The 16,506-nt window shown below is 67.9% G+C and carries 20 protein-coding genes and 3 pseudogenes; 10 read left to right on the plus strand and 13 right to left on the minus strand.

What is annotated here, in order from left to right; genetic code table 11:
- The first annotated feature begins 62 nt into the window (after positions 1–62).
- Positions 63–1,586 (plus strand): hypothetical protein, encoded by a 1,524-nt coding sequence (locus OG205_RS43245; protein WP_442916677.1) that lies wholly within the window; start codon positions 63–65, stop codon positions 1,584–1,586.
- Positions 1,587–1,641: 55 nt separating this feature from the next.
- Here the strand turns inward: OG205_RS43245 and OG205_RS43250 are convergent, their stop codons facing one another.
- From OG205_RS43250 to OG205_RS43260, 3 genes are read right to left on the minus strand one after another with little or no spacing between them, the layout of a single operon-like run.
- Positions 1,642–2,523 (minus strand): SRPBCC domain-containing protein, encoded by an 882-nt coding sequence (locus OG205_RS43250; RefSeq protein WP_330273546.1) that lies wholly within the window; start codon positions 2,521–2,523, stop codon positions 1,642–1,644.
- Positions 2,524–2,525: 2 nt separating this feature from the next.
- A complete protein-coding gene (locus OG205_RS43255) occupies positions 2,526–2,837 on the minus strand; it encodes an ArsR/SmtB family transcription factor (RefSeq protein WP_330273547.1) in 312 nt (103 codons plus the stop codon).
- Positions 2,838–2,874: 37 nt separating this feature from the next.
- Positions 2,875–3,330, minus strand: a complete 456-nt coding sequence (locus tag OG205_RS43260; RefSeq protein WP_330273548.1) for a GyrI-like domain-containing protein — start codon at positions 3,328–3,330, stop codon at positions 2,875–2,877.
- A gap of 74 nt (positions 3,331–3,404) precedes the next feature.
- Here OG205_RS43260 and OG205_RS43265 point away from each other — a divergent pair.
- From OG205_RS43265 to OG205_RS43275, 3 genes and pseudogenes are all read left to right on the plus strand, one after another.
- Positions 3,405–3,860, plus strand: a pseudogene (locus tag OG205_RS43265) (aminotransferase class I/II-fold pyridoxal phosphate-dependent enzyme); the annotation flags it as partial.
- A 119-nt stretch (positions 3,861–3,979) separates the two neighbouring features.
- On the plus strand, positions 3,980–4,546 hold the full coding sequence (locus OG205_RS43270; RefSeq protein ID WP_330273549.1) for a PLP-dependent aminotransferase family protein: 567 nt from the start codon (positions 3,980–3,982) through the stop codon (positions 4,544–4,546).
- Positions 4,543–5,214: a class I SAM-dependent methyltransferase gene (locus tag OG205_RS43275; protein ID WP_330273550.1), complete on the plus strand. Its 672-nt coding sequence runs from the start codon at positions 4,543–4,545 to the stop codon at positions 5,212–5,214. Before OG205_RS43270 ends, OG205_RS43275 begins: the two co-directional genes overlap by 4 nt.
- Here OG205_RS43275 and OG205_RS43280 read toward each other — a convergent pair.
- From OG205_RS43280 to OG205_RS43295, 4 genes and pseudogenes are all read right to left on the minus strand, one after another.
- Positions 5,171–5,584: a PPOX class F420-dependent oxidoreductase gene (locus OG205_RS43280; protein WP_330273551.1), complete on the minus strand. Its 414-nt coding sequence runs from the start codon at positions 5,582–5,584 to the stop codon at positions 5,171–5,173. The two genes, OG205_RS43275 and OG205_RS43280, sit on opposite strands and share 44 nt — an antisense overlap.
- A 280-nt stretch (positions 5,585–5,864) precedes the next feature.
- Positions 5,865–6,302 (minus strand): annotated as a pseudogene (gene rnhA / locus OG205_RS43285) (ribonuclease HI); the annotation flags it as partial.
- Between the two features lie 11 nt (positions 6,303–6,313).
- Positions 6,314–6,691: a DUF1801 domain-containing protein gene (locus tag OG205_RS43290; protein ID WP_330273552.1), complete on the minus strand. Its 378-nt coding sequence runs from the start codon at positions 6,689–6,691 to the stop codon at positions 6,314–6,316.
- A 4-nt stretch (positions 6,692–6,695) separates the two neighbouring features.
- Positions 6,696–7,286, minus strand: coding sequence for a TetR/AcrR family transcriptional regulator (locus OG205_RS43295; RefSeq protein WP_330273553.1), 591 nt, complete (start codon positions 7,284–7,286; stop codon positions 6,696–6,698).
- A gap of 62 nt (positions 7,287–7,348) precedes the next feature.
- On the opposite strand from OG205_RS43295, the gene OG205_RS43300 reads away from it, so the two are divergent.
- Positions 7,349–7,891, plus strand: a complete 543-nt coding sequence (locus OG205_RS43300; RefSeq protein WP_330273554.1) for an NADPH-dependent FMN reductase — start codon at positions 7,349–7,351, stop codon at positions 7,889–7,891.
- Here OG205_RS43300 and OG205_RS43305 read toward each other — a convergent pair.
- The 3 genes from OG205_RS43305 to OG205_RS46875 form a co-directional block, all read right to left on the minus strand.
- On the minus strand, positions 7,888–8,544 hold the full coding sequence (locus OG205_RS43305) for a hypothetical protein (protein ID WP_330273555.1): 657 nt from the start codon (positions 8,542–8,544) through the stop codon (positions 7,888–7,890). The two genes, OG205_RS43300 and OG205_RS43305, sit on opposite strands and share 4 nt — an antisense overlap.
- A 79-nt stretch (positions 8,545–8,623) precedes the next feature.
- Positions 8,624–8,944, minus strand: a complete 321-nt coding sequence (locus tag OG205_RS43310) for a hypothetical protein (RefSeq protein ID WP_330273556.1) — start codon at positions 8,942–8,944, stop codon at positions 8,624–8,626.
- A complete protein-coding gene (locus OG205_RS46875) occupies positions 8,941–9,891 on the minus strand; it encodes an amidase family protein (protein ID WP_442916678.1) in 951 nt (316 codons plus the stop codon). The genes OG205_RS43310 and OG205_RS46875 overlap by 4 nt, the downstream gene beginning before the upstream one ends.
- A 10-nt stretch (positions 9,892–9,901) precedes the next feature.
- On the opposite strand from OG205_RS46875, the gene OG205_RS43325 reads away from it, so the two are divergent.
- Positions 9,902–10,483, plus strand: coding sequence for a DUF7711 family protein (locus tag OG205_RS43325; protein WP_330273557.1), 582 nt, complete (start codon positions 9,902–9,904; stop codon positions 10,481–10,483).
- Between the two features lie 11 nt (positions 10,484–10,494).
- Here the strand turns inward: OG205_RS43325 and OG205_RS43330 are convergent, their stop codons facing one another.
- Complete coding sequence (locus OG205_RS43330; protein WP_330273558.1) at positions 10,495–11,595, minus strand: beta family protein; 1,101 nt, start codon at positions 11,593–11,595, stop codon at positions 10,495–10,497.
- A 216-nt stretch (positions 11,596–11,811) separates the two neighbouring features.
- Between OG205_RS43330 and OG205_RS43335 the strand changes: the two genes are divergently transcribed.
- From OG205_RS43335 to OG205_RS43345, 3 genes are read left to right on the plus strand one after another with little or no spacing between them, the layout of a single operon-like run.
- Complete coding sequence (locus OG205_RS43335; RefSeq protein ID WP_330273559.1) at positions 11,812–12,942, plus strand: HIRAN domain-containing protein; 1,131 nt, start codon at positions 11,812–11,814, stop codon at positions 12,940–12,942.
- 51 nt (positions 12,943–12,993) lie between these two features.
- Positions 12,994–13,272 carry a type II toxin-antitoxin system Phd/YefM family antitoxin gene (locus OG205_RS43340; protein ID WP_330273560.1) on the plus strand — a complete coding sequence of 93 codons (279 nt, stop codon included), beginning with the start codon at positions 12,994–12,996 and terminating at the stop codon, positions 13,270–13,272.
- Positions 13,265–13,669: a type II toxin-antitoxin system VapC family toxin gene (locus OG205_RS43345; protein ID WP_330273561.1), complete on the plus strand. Its 405-nt coding sequence runs from the start codon at positions 13,265–13,267 to the stop codon at positions 13,667–13,669. Before OG205_RS43340 ends, OG205_RS43345 begins: the two co-directional genes overlap by 8 nt.
- A gap of 49 nt (positions 13,670–13,718) precedes the next feature.
- On the opposite strand, the gene OG205_RS43350 is transcribed toward OG205_RS43345, so the two are convergent.
- Positions 13,719–14,396: an MBL fold metallo-hydrolase gene (locus OG205_RS43350; protein ID WP_330273562.1), complete on the minus strand. Its 678-nt coding sequence runs from the start codon at positions 14,394–14,396 to the stop codon at positions 13,719–13,721.
- Between the two features lie 139 nt (positions 14,397–14,535).
- Here OG205_RS43350 and OG205_RS43355 point away from each other — a divergent pair.
- Positions 14,536–15,492: pseudogene (locus OG205_RS43355) on the plus strand (acyltransferase family protein); the annotation flags it as partial.
- A 50-nt stretch (positions 15,493–15,542) separates the two neighbouring features.
- On the opposite strand, the gene OG205_RS43360 reads toward OG205_RS43355, so the two are convergent.
- Positions 15,543–16,295 (minus strand): maleylpyruvate isomerase family mycothiol-dependent enzyme, encoded by a 753-nt coding sequence (locus tag OG205_RS43360; protein WP_330273563.1) that lies wholly within the window; start codon positions 16,293–16,295, stop codon positions 15,543–15,545.
- Between the last annotated feature and the right edge of the window lie 211 nt (positions 16,296–16,506).

The following is a 16,506-nucleotide window of genomic DNA, read 5'->3' on the forward strand; positions in this document are numbered from 1 at the left end:
TGGCCATATTCGTTAGCTACAGCAGTAGCGATGGGGGTCCTGCCGCCTCGGCGGTGGTGGGGGTGTTGCGGTCCCGCGGGTTCGACGTGCTCTGGGACGGCGATCTCCCGATCATCCGTCCACTGTCCATTCCGGCCTGGATGGAGACCGCGGTCCGGGACAGGACGGTTCTCGTCATCGTGTCGGACGACTACGTGAAAGCGTTGCAGTCCAACGACTTTGTGGAGCGCAGGGGAGTGCGCTACGAGGCGGGGCTGGTGCGGCACAAGATCTACCACCACGGCGGCGCGAACGGATGCGCCGTGATGCCGGTGGTGCCGCCGGACGTCGACGCGAACGCGCTGCCGTCCGTCCTGCAGCAGTTGGTGCTCCACCGGTTCGATCCCGGCACGCGGCTCGGCGAGGAGGAGTTGGTGCGCAGTCTCGGCGCGCTCGAGGTGGGGAACGGGGGTGAAGTGATGCAGGTGGAACAAGGGGTGGCGCACCGGACCCGGCTGATGCTGGCCGATCTGGAAGCGCATCCGCCGTCGTCGGAGCTCGCGTACCGGCTCGCGCACGCACTGGTGGAGCAGGGCGAGAGCGACCTCGAACTCGCCAGGGCGTTCGACTCGGTGGTCGGCGTCGCGAAGGCGCACGGTGATGTCAGGTTGGTCAGCCGGCTGTCGCAGGTGTGCCTGAAGACGCTCTCGTCGACGTCGCCGTTGAAGGGGGAAGGGTCCCTGATGGCGAAGGTCCTCGTGTCGGGGAAGGCGTGGCACCTGTTGCGGGAGCACCGTTTCAGCCAGGCGGCGTCGGTGGCCGAGGAGGGGACGCAGATCGCGAAGAAGTACCGCGACCTGCCCACGGCCGCGCGGGGACAGCGTGCCCACGCGCGCGTCTTCCTGCACATGGCGATGGAGGCCATGCCGTACGACCGCGAGTTCTACCTGCGCAACTGCGAGCATCTGCTGATCCTCGCGACCACGTCGTTCCGCTCCATCGGCGGACCGACCAGCGAGGAGGTCGGGGTGTGCGCCTCGCTGCACGCGGAGAAGCAGTTGCTGCTGCACGAGATGACGGGCGACCGGGACCTCCTGGCGGCCGCGTGGGAGAGCGCGGGTGTGGCCGAGGGCCTGCTGACACCGGGCACCGAGCCGTACCACTGGCTCACCGTCCTGCAGGCGCGGCTCTGCCTCACGGCGCGGAAGTACAACGAGGGCAAGGAGTTCGTCACGAGCGTCATCGCCACCGCGGACTATCCCGAGGTGGTCGCGAGGTCGCGGCAGGTGCGTGCCGACCTGCTGCTCGCCACCCGTGAGAAGTCCGAGGCGCTGCGGGATCTCCTGGACGCCGAGGAGCAGTTCCGCACGCTGGGCTGCGACTACGCGGCGGCCTCGTGCTGGTGGACGATCGCGAGGATCGATTCGACCAAGCTCGTCGGCTTCCGCCTGAGCGCGGCCGACGTGCAGCGGCTCGAAGACCTCGCGCCCGACCCGCGTGACCGCCGATTGGCCGTGCTGGCGCACGAACTGCGGACGGCGACCAAGCTTGGCCGGCGGGGCGTGCCGGATTGGGCCTGCCTCGTCGACCGCGTGCAGCACGCCTGACCCCGGCAGCGCGGCCGTTGCGCGACGGCCGCGTCCGGGGGCCGGTGCCTTTCGGTCAGCGCTCCGCGTAGCGCTCGGTCAGTTCCTTCTCGCGGTCCGCGGGCCACGGGCAGCGGATCTCGCCCTGCGTGGCCGCGAAGAACAGTTCCAGGTGCACGTGCCAGGCCGCGAGCGCTTCGGGGCCGTGGGCGTTCTCCTGGACGAACGTGAGGGTGGTGCCCTGCAGCGGTACGTGCTCGAACTCCCAGCGCACCTTGCCCTTCAGCTCGCCGTCCTGGAGCCACTCGTACTCCAGCACGCGCGGTGCCTCGGACCTCGTGACCTCGCCCGGCGTCAGGCCGGGGTGGGCGGCGCGGACCGGTACCGCGCCCTCGGTGCCTTCGGTGAGGACCTTCCAGACTTCGTCCAGCGGTGCCCACGCGAGGTCGCGGACGAACAGCACGCCGTCGGCCTGGTCGGTGCCCTCGTCGAGGCCGAACTTCCTGACGTAGTGCTCGATGAGCGGCAACCACTCCGTCGGTGGTTCGTACTTCGTGCCGTCGGCGTGGGCGACCAGCGCGTCCAGGCAGGTGGTCCAGCCCGGTGCGTCGCGGCCCACGGACAGCATGTTCGTGACGACCGCGGTGAAGACCAGCAGACAGCCGTCCTCGCGCGGCAGGATCTCGAAGCGCAGCACGTCGTTCAGCCAGCGGAACGCGAAGACCTTCGGTGGGTCGGACTCCAGCACCTCGCCCTCGCCGCCATCGGAGTCGACGGGTGCGTCGTCCGGGAACGTGAAGCGCATCTTCCGGCCGTCGACCTCGACCTCTGCCGGGAACCAGTGCTTCATCTCGGCGGGTTCGGTGACGACCCGCCAGACCTTCTCCGGTGAGTGCCGCAGCGCCCGTTCGAAGCGCAGCACGGGCTTGCCCTCGATCATCCGCAGTTCGGCGTCCACGGTCAGTCCCCTTCGATCTCGTCGAGCCGGCGTTCCAGTGCGTCGAGGCTCTTCTCCCACATCCGCCGGTACGGCGCGAGCCAGGCGTCGATCTCCGCCAGAGGACCTGGCGACACCCGGTACCAGCGCTTCTGGGCGTCGGTGCGCACTTCGACCAGACCGGCCTCCCGCAACACCTTGAGGTGCTTCGAGACGGTCGGCTGGGCGAGCGTCAGCCGGTCGACGAGGTAACCGACCGGCTGCTCGCGTTCACGCAGCAGGTCGAGGATCTCCCGGCGACTCGGATCCGCCAGCACGGCGAATGTAGATGCCATGACAGCAATATAGCTCGATCGGCATATACGCGCTACCTCAGCCCGCGAGGCGGATCGCCACCTCCGTCGTCCACTTGTTCTGGTCCGGCTCCACCGCGGGATCGGTGAAGTACGTCTCGAGGCGCGCACCCCACCTGTCGCCGTCGCGGTCGAACTGGACGGTGTGGGCGAGAAGCTGATCGGTGACGGCGGCCAGCCCGTCCGGACTGCCCTCGTGGAGCGCGACCAGGTACTGACCGGCGGGCAGGGTGGCCGTGAACACCTCACCGGCGCCGGGCACCTCGGCGACGGTCGGAATCCCGGCCTCGACCTCGAACTCCTCGCCGGTGACGCGCAAGTACCGCAGGAACGGCGCTCCCGTGACCGGTAACTCGCGATCGGCCAGCCACTGCATGACCTCGGGAAAACGGTCGGCGATCTTGGCGAACGTCTCCAGCGTCACCGTGGCCCTGACTGCGGCGTAGGGCTGCTCTCCACGTGTCTCGATGTCCATGCCTCCACGCTAGCCACGAGCACTGACAGAAAATCGACGTTCGGCGGGAGTGGGGTCCGATTAACGTGAAGTTCATGCACCGCACCCTCTCCGTGGCCAGTTCCCCGGTGCGCGACCTGCTCGCGCTGACCTCCCGTCCCGAGGTCATCTCCTTCGCGGGCGGCCTTCCCGCCCCCGAACTGTTCGACCTGGACGGTGTGCGCGCCGCCTACGACCTCGCCCTGCGAGACCGCTCCGTGCTGCAATACGCCCCCACGGAAGGAAATCCGGACCTGCGCGCCCTGGTCTCCGCCCGCCTGACCGGCCTGGGACTGCCCACTTCGGACGTCCTGATCACCACCGGCTCCCAGCAGGCGCTCACCCTCGTGGCCACTGCACTGCTGGGGCCGGGCGCCGTCGTGGCGGTCGAGGAACCGACGTATCTGGCCGCGCTGCAGTGCTTCCAGATGACCGGCGCCCGAATCGTGCCCGTCGCCAGCGACTCCGACGGCCTGGTTCCGTCGTCGCTGAGGTCCGTGGTGGCCGCGGAAAAGCCCGATTTGCTCTATCTGGTGCCGACTTTCGCGAATCCGACAGGCCGCACGCTGTCCGCTCCGCTCCGCGCCGCGCGGAGATCGCGGAGATCGCCGCCGCGAACTCGCTGTGGGTCGTGGAGGACGACCCCTACGGCGAACTCCGCTACCGCGGCTCGGCCGTGCCGCCACTCGCATCGATCAGCGATAGAACCATCTACCTGGGCAGCTTCTCGAAGGTCGGCGCCCCCGGCATGCGCCTGGGCTGGCTACGCGCCCCGGCGGACCTGCTGCGCACCCTGGTGACCGTGAAGCAGGCAGCCGACCTCCACACGTCCACAGTGGACCAAGCGGCCGCTGCGGCCTACCTGGCGCACAACGACCTCGACGCCCACATCGCCCGCCTGTGCAAGGAATACGGCGCCCGCCGCGACGCGATGATCGCCGCGCTGCCCGCCACCGTGCCGCCCGGCACGACGTGGAGCGACCCGGACGGCGGCATGTTCGTGTGGCTGCGGCTGCCCGGCGACGCGGACAGCGCCGTGCTGCTGAAGGAGGCTCTGCTGAACGACGTCGCTTTCGTGCCTGGCGCGCCGTTCTTCGCGACCACGCCGGACCACGCGACGTTCCGGATGTCGTTCACCACCAACACGGTGGAGGAGATCGGGGAAGGCATGGCGCGCCTGGCGAAGGTGCTGCGGTGAGCCTGCTGGACGACGAGGCGCTGTGGAGTTCGTCGGTCGTCGCGAACTGCGAGATGAACCGGGAACGAGGCCTGGCGAGCTATCGCCGCGAGTTGGGGGCCGACCTCGCGCTCAGATCCGGTGCCCGGTGGGTGGATCTGTGCTGTGGCTCGGGAAAAGCACTCGCCGAGGCCGCGCGGGACGACGTGACGATCATCGGCGTGGACCTGGTCGACCATCACGTGCCGGCCCGTCCAGGACTGAGTTTCGTCGTCGCTCCCGTCGACCAGTGGGAGCCCGCTGAACCCGCCGACCTGGTGACTTGCGTTCACGGCGTGCATTACGTGGGCGACAAGCTTGGTCTGCTGGCCCGCGCCGCGTCCTGGCTCACGCCCACCGGCCGGTTCGTGGCGAGCTTCGACGTCGACGGCGTGCGTCGCGCCGACGGCACCCCGTTCGGCCGCACGCTGACCAAAGCGTTGCGCGAGGCCGGATTCAGCTACGACGGCCGCAAGCGTCTGGTCGGCTACGAGGGGGCGGGCAGGCCTCGGTTGCCGTTCGCCTACCTGGGCGCTGACGACAAGGCCGGCCCGAACTACACGGGCCAGCCCGCGGTCCACTCCCGCTACGAGCCGCTACGAGCCGCTATGAGGCCCAGGGACCCACGCCCGCGACGCGGTCGACCTTGATGCGCGTGACGAACCCGGCCGGCGGGTTGTCCATCGGCGGGAACTTCACCTCCGGCCCGAGGTAGGTGTGCGCGAGGCGCTGGAGCAGTTCCGGCGCCCCGCCCTCGGTGATGCGTGCGGTGCCGTAGACGACGAGGTACTCCTGCAGGCCGTGGTCGTTGATGTTGGGCGTCTCGATGGACAGCACCACACGGCCGTCGTTGCGGATGTTGCGGACCTTCTGGTGCGAGGCCAGGTGGCCGGAGACGATCTCGTCGCCGTCCAGCCCCACCCAGACGATGGTGACCTGCGGGGAGCCGTCCTGGCCGAGCGTCACGAGGTGGCCGAGTGCGTTGGACTCCAGCACCGGTCTGGCGGATTCGGGAAGCATGACGGCGACGCTACGCCGGTTGCTACGTGAACAGTTCCAGCGAATCCTGGTGGTATTCGCACCGGCCACCACCGGTCGCGATGGTGCAGGGCACGCGCTTCTTCGTGAGAGCGCCACATTGCAACGCCGGGTCGTGCACGTGGCACAGACCGTTCGCACCGGCCGTGATCGGGCAGGGCGTGCCCTTCTTCGTGGGTGCGCCACACGGTTCGCCGCTCAGCTCGCGCGGTTGCTTGGGCTTGGCCGCCTTCTTCTGCTTTGCCTGGGGCTGCTTGGCTTCCCGCCCCGTCACCTCCTCGACCCCGCGCACGGCGAGACGGTCGGCGCGCTCGTTCTCCGGGTGGCCCGCGTGGCCCTTGACCCAGTGCCACTCCACCTCGTGCCGGTTGGCGGCCTCTTCCAGCCGGCGCCACAGGTCGGAGTTCTTCACGGGCTCACGGGCCTTCGTGAGCCAGCCGTTCGCCTTCCAGCCGTGCACCCACGAGGTGATGCCGTTGCGGACATAAGTGCTGTCCGTGTACAGGTCCACGGTGGACGGGCGGGTGAGGCTCTCCAACGCCATGATGGGCGCCATCAGTTCCATGCGGTTGTTCGTCGTCGGGCCGATGTCACCGCCGTACATGTCCTTCTCGTGCTCGCCGTACCGCAGCACGGCGCCCCAGCCGCCCGGACCGGGATTGGGGCTGCACGCACCGTCGGTGTAGATCTCGACCGCCATGCGTCATGAGGCTACCGACGAGGTCCGACACCCTTGCGACGGCGGTTGGCGGCGATGATGTGGCGGAACATCTCGACGAGCGCCGGCGCGTTGATGGGCTGGTCGCGGTACACGGAGATCATGCGCGCGGTCTTGTTGCCGTGGCCGCTCGTGATGATGTTGTGCGGGTCCGGCACGCTCGCCTTGTCGTAGAGCATCACGTTCACGTGGTCCTTGGTGCCGAGCAACGCGCAGATGTTGCCGTCCAGCACGAAGTACGGCCGGTTCGTGAACTTGATCGTCTCCTCGACGCCCGGATCGGCCTCGTGCACGAGCCTGCGCACCTCGCGGCAGATGTCCTGCTGCCACTCCGGCAGTCCTGCGATGTAGTCGTCGACGCGTGTGTCCATAGCCCTATGTCGCAGCCTCTCGCCGTTTCTCGACATCGTGCCCGTGCAAGAAGACCCTGACACCGGCCGCGATGTCGTCGTCGTCCGGCCGCGTCCCCCTGATGGAGGGCTCGCCGGTCATCGTGAGCAGCATCAGGTGCACGGCCGCGCGCCGCGGATCCTGGAACCCGAGTGCGTCGAGCCGGGCCGCGAGCTCACGCCGCACCCTGCGCGGTCCGGTCTCCTGCCACGCCTCGATCGCGTCGGCCGGGATGTGGGTGAGCTCGGCGTTGATCTGCCGCACCAGCGCGAAGTGCGTGGCGTTGCCGTGCTCGGCGCACATGGCCCTCCCGAACGCCGTGAGGTCCTTCTCCAGGTCCGTGACCTTGTGGAAGTGCCGTTCGATGATCGCGATCTGGTCCTGCGCGGCCTCGCTCGCACTCGTCTGGATGACGTTGCGGAAGAGGTCGGCCTTGTCCGCGAAGTGGTTGTAGAGCGTGCGCGTCGACACCTCCGACTCCTTCGCGATGGCGTCGATGCTCGCCCGCGAGTAGCCGTCGCGCGAGAACACGCTCAACGCCCCGCGCAGGATCGCCTGCCGCTTGTCCGGTCGCATGCCTCGGAGCTTAATACAACGCTCATTGCACTAAGTACTACGATCGTTGTACTTTGGCTGCCATGCGAATCGCAGTGATCTTGGGGAGCACGCGTCCCGGCCGCCGTTCCGAGGGCGTGGCGCAGTGGGTCGTGAACATCGCCAACGCCCGTACCGACGCTTCGTTCGAGCTCATCGACCTGAAGGACGTGAACCTGCCGTTGCTGGACGAGCCCGTGCCCGCGATCTTCGGCGAGTACGCGCACGCCCACACGCGAGAGTGGGCGTCGCTCATCGCGCCGTACGACGGCTTCGTGTTCGTCACGCCCGAGTACAACCACTCGTTCCCGGCCGTGCTGAAGAACGCGCTCGACTACCTGTACGCGGAGTGGAACGACAAGGCGGCCGGGTTCGTGTCGCTGGGAGGCAACGGCGGCCTCCGCGCCGTGGAGCAACTGCGGTTGGTGCTTGCGGAACTGAAGGTGGCGACCGTGCGCACGCAGGTCGCGTTCGGGCGTGGTGACCTGCAGGGGGAGCCGCAGCAGCACGAGGAGCTCAACGCCATGCTCGACGAACTGGTGGCGTGGGCGTCCGCGTTGAGGTCAGTGCGAGCGGTCGCCGCCTAACGCGGCAGCCAGCTCGCGATGTCGGCCATGGCGTCCAGCGTCTCGCCGCTCACCTGGCCGGACACGGATTCCGTCTCGGCGATCACGACCGTGCCGCCGTCCGGGCGCGACTGGTAGTGCAGCCCGGTGAAGCGGACGTCCGCCAGGTCGAGCAGCGGGGTGGCGAGCGGGGTGATGTCGCCGGTGCCGTGCACGTCGATCAGCTTCTTGAACTCGCCCGCGTCACGCCGGTTCCGGAAGCCGACCCACGCCACGGACACGACCGCGACGTTGCCTCGATCGTCGCCGACGGCGAAGAGCGTCCGGTCGAGCGACTTGCACGGGTTGCGCACGAAGTGGTCCCGCACCTGGCCGAAGGAGTGCGACACGCACTCCAGCGCCGGCTTGGCCGTCCGCTTGAGGGTGCGCATCTTCATCTGACGCCACGCACCGTCCGCGTCGCCGTTGCGGGCGGACTTCTTGCCCTCGGACCTCGCCTTGGTGAGGTTCACCCCGGCCGAGTCGACGGCGACCGTCGAGGCCCCGCCGCCGGCGGACAGTCCGCCGGCGCCCGAGGCGACCGACATCGCCAGCACCCCCGCGATCACCACCGCGCCCGCCTTGCCTCCGCCGGGATCCGATCCGCCTCCGGCACCACCGATGCGTCTCGCCATTCGTGGCCTCCTCGAGCGACGAGGACACAGCACGTGACGGGGTCGGCGGGGTGGATTGGGATCAAACCACCCGATCGGGTCAGTTCAGGCGGTCCGGTTCGTCCCGGATCGGCGGGACGATGTCCATGATGAGTCTGAGCCCCGCGATCGGCAGGTTGGCGGGAAAGACCGGCATGTACTCGCTGTAGATCTCCAACGCCGTCCCGTCCTCCTCGTAGAGGTCGGGGTGCGGGCCCACGTTGAAGAACGTCATGCCGTCGCGGTGGTGCACCACCTCCACCTCGTGGTCCGGAGGGAACCGGACCACGACCGACCTGCCGGGCAGCAGCGTGTGCTGGTTCGCCCACGGCTCGAAGCACAGCCACAGGGATTGGTGTTCGGCGCGCACGACGAGGTTCATGGTGGCCAGGGTGCAACCTCCACCGCGGTGGAGATCAAGCGTGCGGCGGCGACCAGGTCCGCTTCTCGGCCATGTCGCGCCACGGCTTGGAGCCCGACCGGCAGTCCGCACGAGTCGAACCCGGCCGGGATGCTGATCGCCGGATGGCCACTGAGGTTGAACGCCCAGGTCAGCGACGTGTTGATGCGCGTGCCCGGACCGTCGTGGCCGTGCGGCGGGCCGGGCGTGACCGGGGTGAGCAGCAGGTCCGCGGCCTCGAACACCGAGTCCAGCTCGGCGTTCGGGCCGCAGCGGCCGGCGAACCAGTCGGAGGCGGGGTCCTTCAGCGACAACGAGGCCGGGCGTGGGCGCAGCGCGGCGGCCGCCTGCCGGGCGATCGACGCCTGCTCGTCGTCGACCGAGGCGAGGCCCAGATCCGTCGACCAGACGGCAGTGGGCGTGGTGTCCGCCGTGATGCCCAGATAGGTCGCGAGCAGGTCGGGGTCGCGGGTGAAGACGCCGACCGCGGCCCGTTCGGAGGAGGTCGTCTTCAGCCCGAACACCCCGCACCACGCGGCCGGGATGCGGATCGAACCCGCGCCGTCGACGCCCGTGGCCAGCGGCACGACGCCGGACGCCACCGCGACGGCCGAACCCGCGGACGAACCACCCGGCGTGCGATCCAGGTTCCACGGGTTGCGTGTGAGGCCGCGAGAGTTGCGGCCCCACGTCTGCCACGGGGTGCTGCCATCGGGCGTGGTGGTCAACCCGATCGGCACGCACCCCATGGCTATCAACGCTTCCCGGTGGCTCCGCCGCTCGCCGCGCTTCACCGCGATGGGCATGCCCGCGAACGGCAGCGAGGGGTCGACCTCGAGAGAGGGCGCGCGGAAGACCTCGTGGAACGCACACAGCGTGGGCTCGACGACATCCAGCCGAGCCAAAGCCCCTGCCACCAGGTCAGGCATGATCCACCTCGTGAAATGGACTCGCGCTACGCACCACCTGGCCGAACTCGCCGAGAAGTGCGGCGAGCTGCCGACCTCGTTCTTCCGGTTCCAGGTGGTGGAGCTGTGGGTCTTCGGCGAACTGCTCGACGTGCCGCGCGACGTCGACGTCATCGAGGTCGCGCTGGTCACCGACCTGCCGGTGGACGAGGTGCCGTGGATGACCGAGCCGGTCGGCGCCGAGCACTGGGCGAACTCGACCCGGCTGTCGCGCAACCCGTTCGAGGCGCGCTGGCGCTCGAAGGACGCTCCGGTGTGGAACCACCGCATCGAGCGGCCCGCACTGGTCTGGAGCGCGGCGGACGGCGTCAGCGAGGAAGCGCTCGTGGCGGTCAGCGACGGCACGGGTGAGCTGGTGCGCACGGCCGCGCCGTCGGAGGAGGAACTGCGCAAGCGCGTCGAGGACGAGTTCGAGGTGAGCCTGAGGGCGTTGCGGCGCGCGAACCAGGACTACACCGACCACCGCTGGAGCCCCGGCAAGCTCACCCCGCACTCGGACGCGCTGTGGCGCACGACCACCGGTTATCTGGATCTGCTGGACGTGGTCGGCTGACAGCGGGAACGTCACAGCTCGGATGGTGCCCGCCGGGTCAGGTGTTCCAGGTGATGCGACATGGCCATCGCGATCCATCGCGAGACCGAACTCGCGGTCTGGCCTCCTCCTCGTCGGCACCCCGCCAGTTCGCGGTCGCCCCACGAATAGCCGCTGCCGGCGAACTCCGGCCGGGCCACGAGCTCGTCTGCCAGGTTGGTGAACGCCTCGGCGGCAGCGCCCGGCGTCACCTTGCCGGACTCCCTGACGAGCTGCCGCCGCATCGCGATCACGCAGTTGGGCACCGTGTAGAACAGGTAGGGATTGATCGTGCGAGGCCCAGGGTTGCCTGGAGCCGACGGGTGCGGGTGGGCCACGCCGTAGTCGCCGTAGTTGATCCGTGCGCCGCTCACTCCACTCGCGACCTCGCGCCAGATTCGGACCTCGGGCCGGTCCCGGACGGCGGTGGCGAAACCGTGCCGGGCAGCAGGTGTCGAACCGGCGAGCAGCGTCGTCGAATCCGGGCCGAGGTGGTCCGTCAGTGCCCTGGCGAGCGACAACGCCAGTCCGACCTGCTGCGGATGAACGGTTTCCACATGGCCCAGATCGATGACGGCGTGCATCGTGTTGTCGTCGATTCGTGTTCGGCGGGCGATGTGACGCAGACGGTCGCCGAGTTCACCTGCGGCGAGGCGGAAGTCGCGGAAGCGGACCACGATCTCTCTCGGCCGGTGCTCCTGGAGCAACGCGACTGTGCTGAGCCGGTCATCGGTCGCCGAGACCGGGACGACGGGGATGAGGGCTGGGACGTCAGGGGCGAGGAGGCCGAGCTTGTCGGCCAGCGCGTTTTCGATGCGGTTGTCCAGGTGCTCGAGCGCCCCGCCGGGGCAGCGAGCGAGCGCGGCTGTGGAGCTCAGCAGGTGTGGGTCGATCCAAGCGGGGCGACCTCGCTCCGCCATCCGCACCGCTGCTCCGACCAGTGCGGGCATGAGCTGCCCACGACCTTCCGGTTGTACGGAATCGAGGAGCTCGATGATGACCCTCGGAGTGGAATCACCGTGATCGCCGAGATGGCGGAGTGATTCGAACTCGCCCATCTTGCTCTTCATCGCGACCAACGGCCTGAAGGACATGGCTTCGTCCTTTCCTCAGCGGCAGTGCGAATCACTTCGATCATGCTGGTTGCAAATCCGCGAATGGGCCCGCCGGACGAGTGAATCTCACGGATGGTCCGCGCGCCGACAGTGACGACGATGCCCGCGACGGTCTGTAACGGAGACCCCTTGGCAGAACGACAACGCGGTTGAGCCGGCGCCACTGAGCGCGTCACGAGTCGACAGGAGTATTCGGTGGACGGGTACGGAATTTCTGTCGACTTCGACGGACAGCAGCTCGTCGTCCAGCCCAAGAACGTGCTGGCGAAAGTAGCGCTGGGCCGGAGCAGGCTCGTGGTGACCAGTGCGGAGCTGGTGTCGGCCTCGATGACCAAAGCGGGCTTGTTTCGAAACGGCCGTCTGGATCTTGCCCTTCGGGACGAAGCCCCCTGTCAGCTGCATTTCACCCGCAAGCAGCAGGCGGACTTCGAGCAGTTGTACCGTGGACTGCTTTCACTCTGCGCGGGAGTCGCGACCGCAACTGAAGCGCCTCGGCGGCAGTCGACGCGACCACGCTCCTCACCGGTGGAGCCGACCGCGGGAAAGTCGCTTCTGTTGCGTGGGCGTGGCTGGTTCGGTCAGGAAGTGGTCGGTGAGTCGCACTACTTCAAGGAATTGCGCGGTCTGGTCGGCGCCACGTCGACCGGTGAGCGGGAAATGGTGGCTCAATTGCGCCGTGAACCGTCGAACCGTCATGATCGCAACGCGGTCCAGGTGTTGATCGAGGGGCGACTGGTCGGCTACCTGCCACGCGAGTCGGCTGCCGAGTACGCGACCCCGCTGCAGATGGTGGAACGAGCTGGAAAAGCTGCCCAGTGTCGTGCGCGAGTCTGGTGGCGTCGTGGACCTGGGGACTTCATCGCGAGCGTGTCGCTCGATCTGGCTGAACCAGCGGTCCTCTTCGCGATCAACGAGATCGACGGCCGCTCGCGTCACATGGCCATTCCTTCAGGGCGTTCTTATCAGTTGACCCGGGAAAGTGACCATCTGGATGTGCTCGGACCGCTCATTACTCGCGTTCATCCACAAGGCAAGGCGCTGGTCGTCGCCAGTCTCCGGGCACTGGAGCGCACCGGTCCGCGTTCGAAGAGCGAAGTCGTGATGGTGTACGTCGATGGTCAGGAAATCGGCGAGTTGACGAAGCAGACGTCAGCCAAGCTGTTGCCGATCGTGCGTCCGCTCCAGGAGGCCGGCATCACCTGCTACGCCGATGTCGTCCTGACCGGAAATGCCTTGGTCGTCGAGGCGAAGCTCAACATCTCGCCCCCAGAAGAGCTGCCGCACGATTTCGTGCGGCAACTGCAGCGGGTGGTCAAGCAGGCTTGACGCAGTCCAGCCTGTGTAGCCTCACGTGCTACATGGGGCTACACTTGGTTCGTGAAGGTCATCAGTCAGCGGGAGTTCCGCAACCACTCCGCCGCGGTCATGGACGCGGTGGAGGCGGGCGAGACGTACCACGTGACGCGGAATGGTGTAGAGGTCGCCGAACTTCGGCCCTTGCCTCGCCGCCGCAAGCTGACCGCCGAGGAGCTCGTCGAACGGCACAGGACCCTGCCTCGGGTCGACCATGCCGGCATGCGTCACGAAGCCGATGAGTTCTTCGGCGACGAGGACCGCGTTGGCGACTTCGATCCGTGGGAGCGCAGCCGTGGCTGAACGTCCCGAATCCGGGGTGCTCGACACGTGCGCCTACATCGACCTCGGTCTTCTGGATCCGGCCAGGCTGCCGGAGATACCTGAACTCACAGCGGTCACGATGGCCGAATTGCATCAGGGTGTGGTGATGGCCAAGGACGCGGCGTCCAGGGCCGCGCGCACCGAGAAGCTCGGAGCGGCGATAGTGGACTTCGAGCCACTGCCCTTTGATGGTCAGGCAGCCGCCCGATACGGCACGTTGGTCGCGCTCACAATGGCGGCGAACCGAAATCCGAAGCCTCGGCGGATGGATCTGATGATCGCCGCTGTCGCGTCATCGCGTGGATTGCCGCTTTACACGCGAAATGCCGAGGACTTCAAAGGGCTCGACGGCATGGTCACGATCATCGAGGTCTGATCGAGGCTGTCGGGGAGCCCGCGTTGGCAGGCTCACCGTCCGGCCATGGTCACCAGCCGCGCGAACGCCACTCCGCGAGCGACGGGCGCTCCTTGCCGAGCGTCGAGTCGTCGCCGTGACCGGGGTAGAACCACGTGTCGTCGGGCAGAACCGTGAACAGCCTGTCCTCCACGTCGTTGATCAGCGACGCGAAGTTGTCCGCGGACGTGGTCTTCCCCACACCCCCCGGAAAGAGTGAATCTCCGGTGAAGAGGTGCGGGTGGCCGTTCGGGTCGTCGTAGACGACGGCGATGGAGCCAGGGGTGTGGCCGCGCAGGTGGATGATCGAGAGCGGGACTTCTCCCACGTTGATGGTGTCGCCGTGGTCCACGAGGACGTCCGGCGGGACCGGGAGGACGGCGGCGTCCAGTTCGTGCGCGACGGTGTTCGCGCCGTGGGCTCCGGCGAGTGCGCCCAGCGCCTGCCAGTGATCGGCGTGCTGGTGCGTGGTCACGATCGTGCGCAGGCGCGGGCGGTTCGGGATGTGGCCGAACAGGTCGGACAGGCGCTCGAAGTCGTTGGCCGCGTCGATGAGCAACGCTTCGTTCGTGGACCGGCAAACCAGCAGGTAGGCGTTGTTGTCCATCGGTCCGACGGAGATCTTCGTGATGGTCAGCGCGTCCAGGGTGCGGCGGGCCGCCGGGCCCTCCGGATCGACGTGACCGGTGTAGTTCTCAAGTACGTCCACGGTGGCAGACGGTAGTCGCTCGATGCGGCGAGACGCACACCTTCAGGTTGCATACAGGTCTCACTCATAGGGTAAGTAAGGATCAAGCTTCGATCCCCGAGTACTCCGAAAGCACCAGACGAACAGGTCCCCGCCTCTCGTGATTCCAGCGCAACGACAGAAGCCCCGGACGGCCCGCAGGGTCAGCTGGGACGTCCTTCGCGTCGTCGCCATCGGGTGCGTGTTGCTCCACCACGCCACGCTCACGAGCGTCAGCAGTCACCCCGATCTCGGGCCGCTGCCGTTCACCTTCCCGATGTCGATGGGCGCCAGCACGCTGATGGTCGTCTCGGCTTTCTTCGCCTGTGCCTCGCTGAACAGCGGCAAGCCCGCCCAGTTCCTGTGGAGAAGACTCGCCAGACTGCTGCCCGCGTACATGGCGGCGGTGCTGCTGACCTACGCGGTGCAGAGATGGATCGCGCCCGAAGGGTGGAGTCAGCTCGACGGCAGAGATGTCGTCTACAACCTGCTGCTGATCAACCAGTGGATGCCGGACGTCAACATCGTCGACTTCGCCTACTGGACGGTGCCGGTGCAGATCGCGGCGTTCATCGCCGGTGCTCTGCTCGTGAAGCGACTGAGAGGCACGAAGCTCCGCGTCTTCCTGTGGGCGCTCATCGTCACGCCGCTGCTGCTCCGGCCGTTGCTGGACCACTCGCACGCGTTGTTCACCATCTACAACGGGTTCGCGCTGCACAGGGCGCAGTTGTTCGCCGCCGGCATCGCCATCTGGCTGTGGCACAAGGACAGGCTGAAGACCCCGCACCTGGCCGCGCTCCTCGTCGCCACCCTGATCGCGCAGGCGATTCACACGACCGAGTACGGATCGACGCTCGGCTTCGCCGTACTGCTACTCATGGTGTGCGCGGCGGCCGCTGGACCCGATTGGGTGTTCTTCGCGCCGATCGCCACGCCGATCACGTGGCTCGCGGGCATCTCGTACGGGGTCTACCTCGTGCATCAGCAGATCGGCACCGTGGTGATGGACCGCATGCACGCCGTTGGGCTGCGGTCCTGGTGGCTTCTCGGCGGCTTCGTCACCTCGGCGCTGGTGCTCGGCTGGGCGATGACGAAGTTCGTCGAACGCCCCGCCTACAAGCTGCTCACTCAGATCCAGTCGGGCAGTTCCGGCAGCTCACCGCGCAGGTCGGTGCCGTCGGTCCTGCCGGTCAGCCACCCGAGGACGGCGCTCGCCGACCCGCTCACCGAGTTGCGGCTCGCCGGGCCGTTGACCGTCCAGCTGCGTTGACTCCCGTCAGGCAGGGTCACCTCGACCGCGAACGAGTCGACCCTGCCTTCGAACTGCCGCACGGCGTCGTCGAGGAACTCCTCCACGAAGTCGGCGGGCAGGTCGTCGAACCCGACACCCGCGTCGAGGTCGATGAGGTGGATCCAGATCTCCCGCAGCCGGAACAACGGCACCGCGGACGCCGGGATCGTCTGCCCCTTGGGCGCGGTGACCTCCGAACGCCACGCGTGAGCAGGGAACTCGCGGCACGCGGCCTCGAACCGCTGGCACGCGGAGTCGAGATCGGCCTTGATCACCTGGAAGAGCCGGCGCGAACCCTCTTCGATGTCCGCGTCACGGTCCGCGCGCGACGCGTAGGCCTGGTGCTCGACCCCGGTCTTGGCCCACGTGAGCAGATTCACCAGCGCGTCGGCGTTGCGCGCGAGGTGGGTGATGACGTGTCCGCGGGTCCATCCGGGAAGCAGGCTCTGGCCGCGCACGGCGGCCTCGTCCAGCTCCTCGACGACCTCGTACAGCACGTCCGTCGCCTCGCGCACCGCGGTGATGTGCCGGTCTGGCACCCCTCGCGGTGCAGGTACGGACGTGTGCTGCGTGGACGGCGTGTAGGTCATGTGCTGCCTCTCCCCGACGTTGAGGCTCTGATCGAAGTGACCAGCCTATGAGTAAAGCCTGCTCAGGGGAATGCGACAGCGGGCGGAACCGTTTTTGTCAGGGGTGCGACCTAGCATGGTCGGCGGGTCGGTCGCAGCCTCCGAAACGATGCTAGTACTCTTCGAACGCTTGTTCGGGAGAGTGTGGCGTGAGTGACCCGCCAATCGCAGC

Source organism: Lentzea sp. NBC_00516, from assembly GCF_036346835.1.
Classification (GTDB): Bacteria; Actinomycetota; Actinomycetes; order Mycobacteriales; family Pseudonocardiaceae; genus Lentzea; species Lentzea sokolovensis.

Bases quoted from the DNA above. Each gene is read 5' to 3' on its own strand.
- OG205_RS43255 (WP_330273547.1), bottom strand. From the start codon at position 2,837: ATGGCATCTACATTCGCCGTGCTGGCGGATCCGAGTCGCCGGGAGATC.
- OG205_RS43260 (WP_330273548.1), bottom strand. From the start codon at position 3,330: ATGGACATCGAGACACGTGGAGAGCAGCCCTACGCCGCAGTCAGGGCC.
- OG205_RS43280 (WP_330273551.1), bottom strand. From the start codon at position 5,584: ATGCTTCCCGAATCCGCCAGACCGGTGCTGGAGTCCAACGCACTCGGC.
- OG205_RS43290 (WP_330273552.1), bottom strand. From the start codon at position 6,691: ATGGACACACGCGTCGACGACTACATCGCAGGACTGCCGGAGTGGCAG.
- OG205_RS43295 (WP_330273553.1), bottom strand. From the start codon at position 7,286: ATGCGACCGGACAAGCGGCAGGCGATCCTGCGCGGGGCGTTGAGCGTG.
- OG205_RS43300 (WP_330273554.1), top strand. From the start codon at position 7,349: ATGCGAATCGCAGTGATCTTGGGGAGCACGCGTCCCGGCCGCCGTTCC.
- OG205_RS43305 (WP_330273555.1), bottom strand. From the start codon at position 8,544: ATGGCGAGACGCATCGGTGGTGCCGGAGGCGGATCGGATCCCGGCGGA.
- OG205_RS43310 (WP_330273556.1), bottom strand. From the start codon at position 8,944: ATGAACCTCGTCGTGCGCGCCGAACACCAATCCCTGTGGCTGTGCTTC.
- OG205_RS46875 (WP_442916678.1), bottom strand. From the start codon at position 9,891: ATGCCTGACCTGGTGGCAGGGGCTTTGGCTCGGCTGGATGTCGTCGAG.
- OG205_RS43330 (WP_330273558.1), bottom strand. From the start codon at position 11,595: ATGTCCTTCAGGCCGTTGGTCGCGATGAAGAGCAAGATGGGCGAGTTC.
- OG205_RS43360 (WP_330273563.1), bottom strand. From the start codon at position 16,295: ATGACCTACACGCCGTCCACGCAGCACACGTCCGTACCTGCACCGCGA.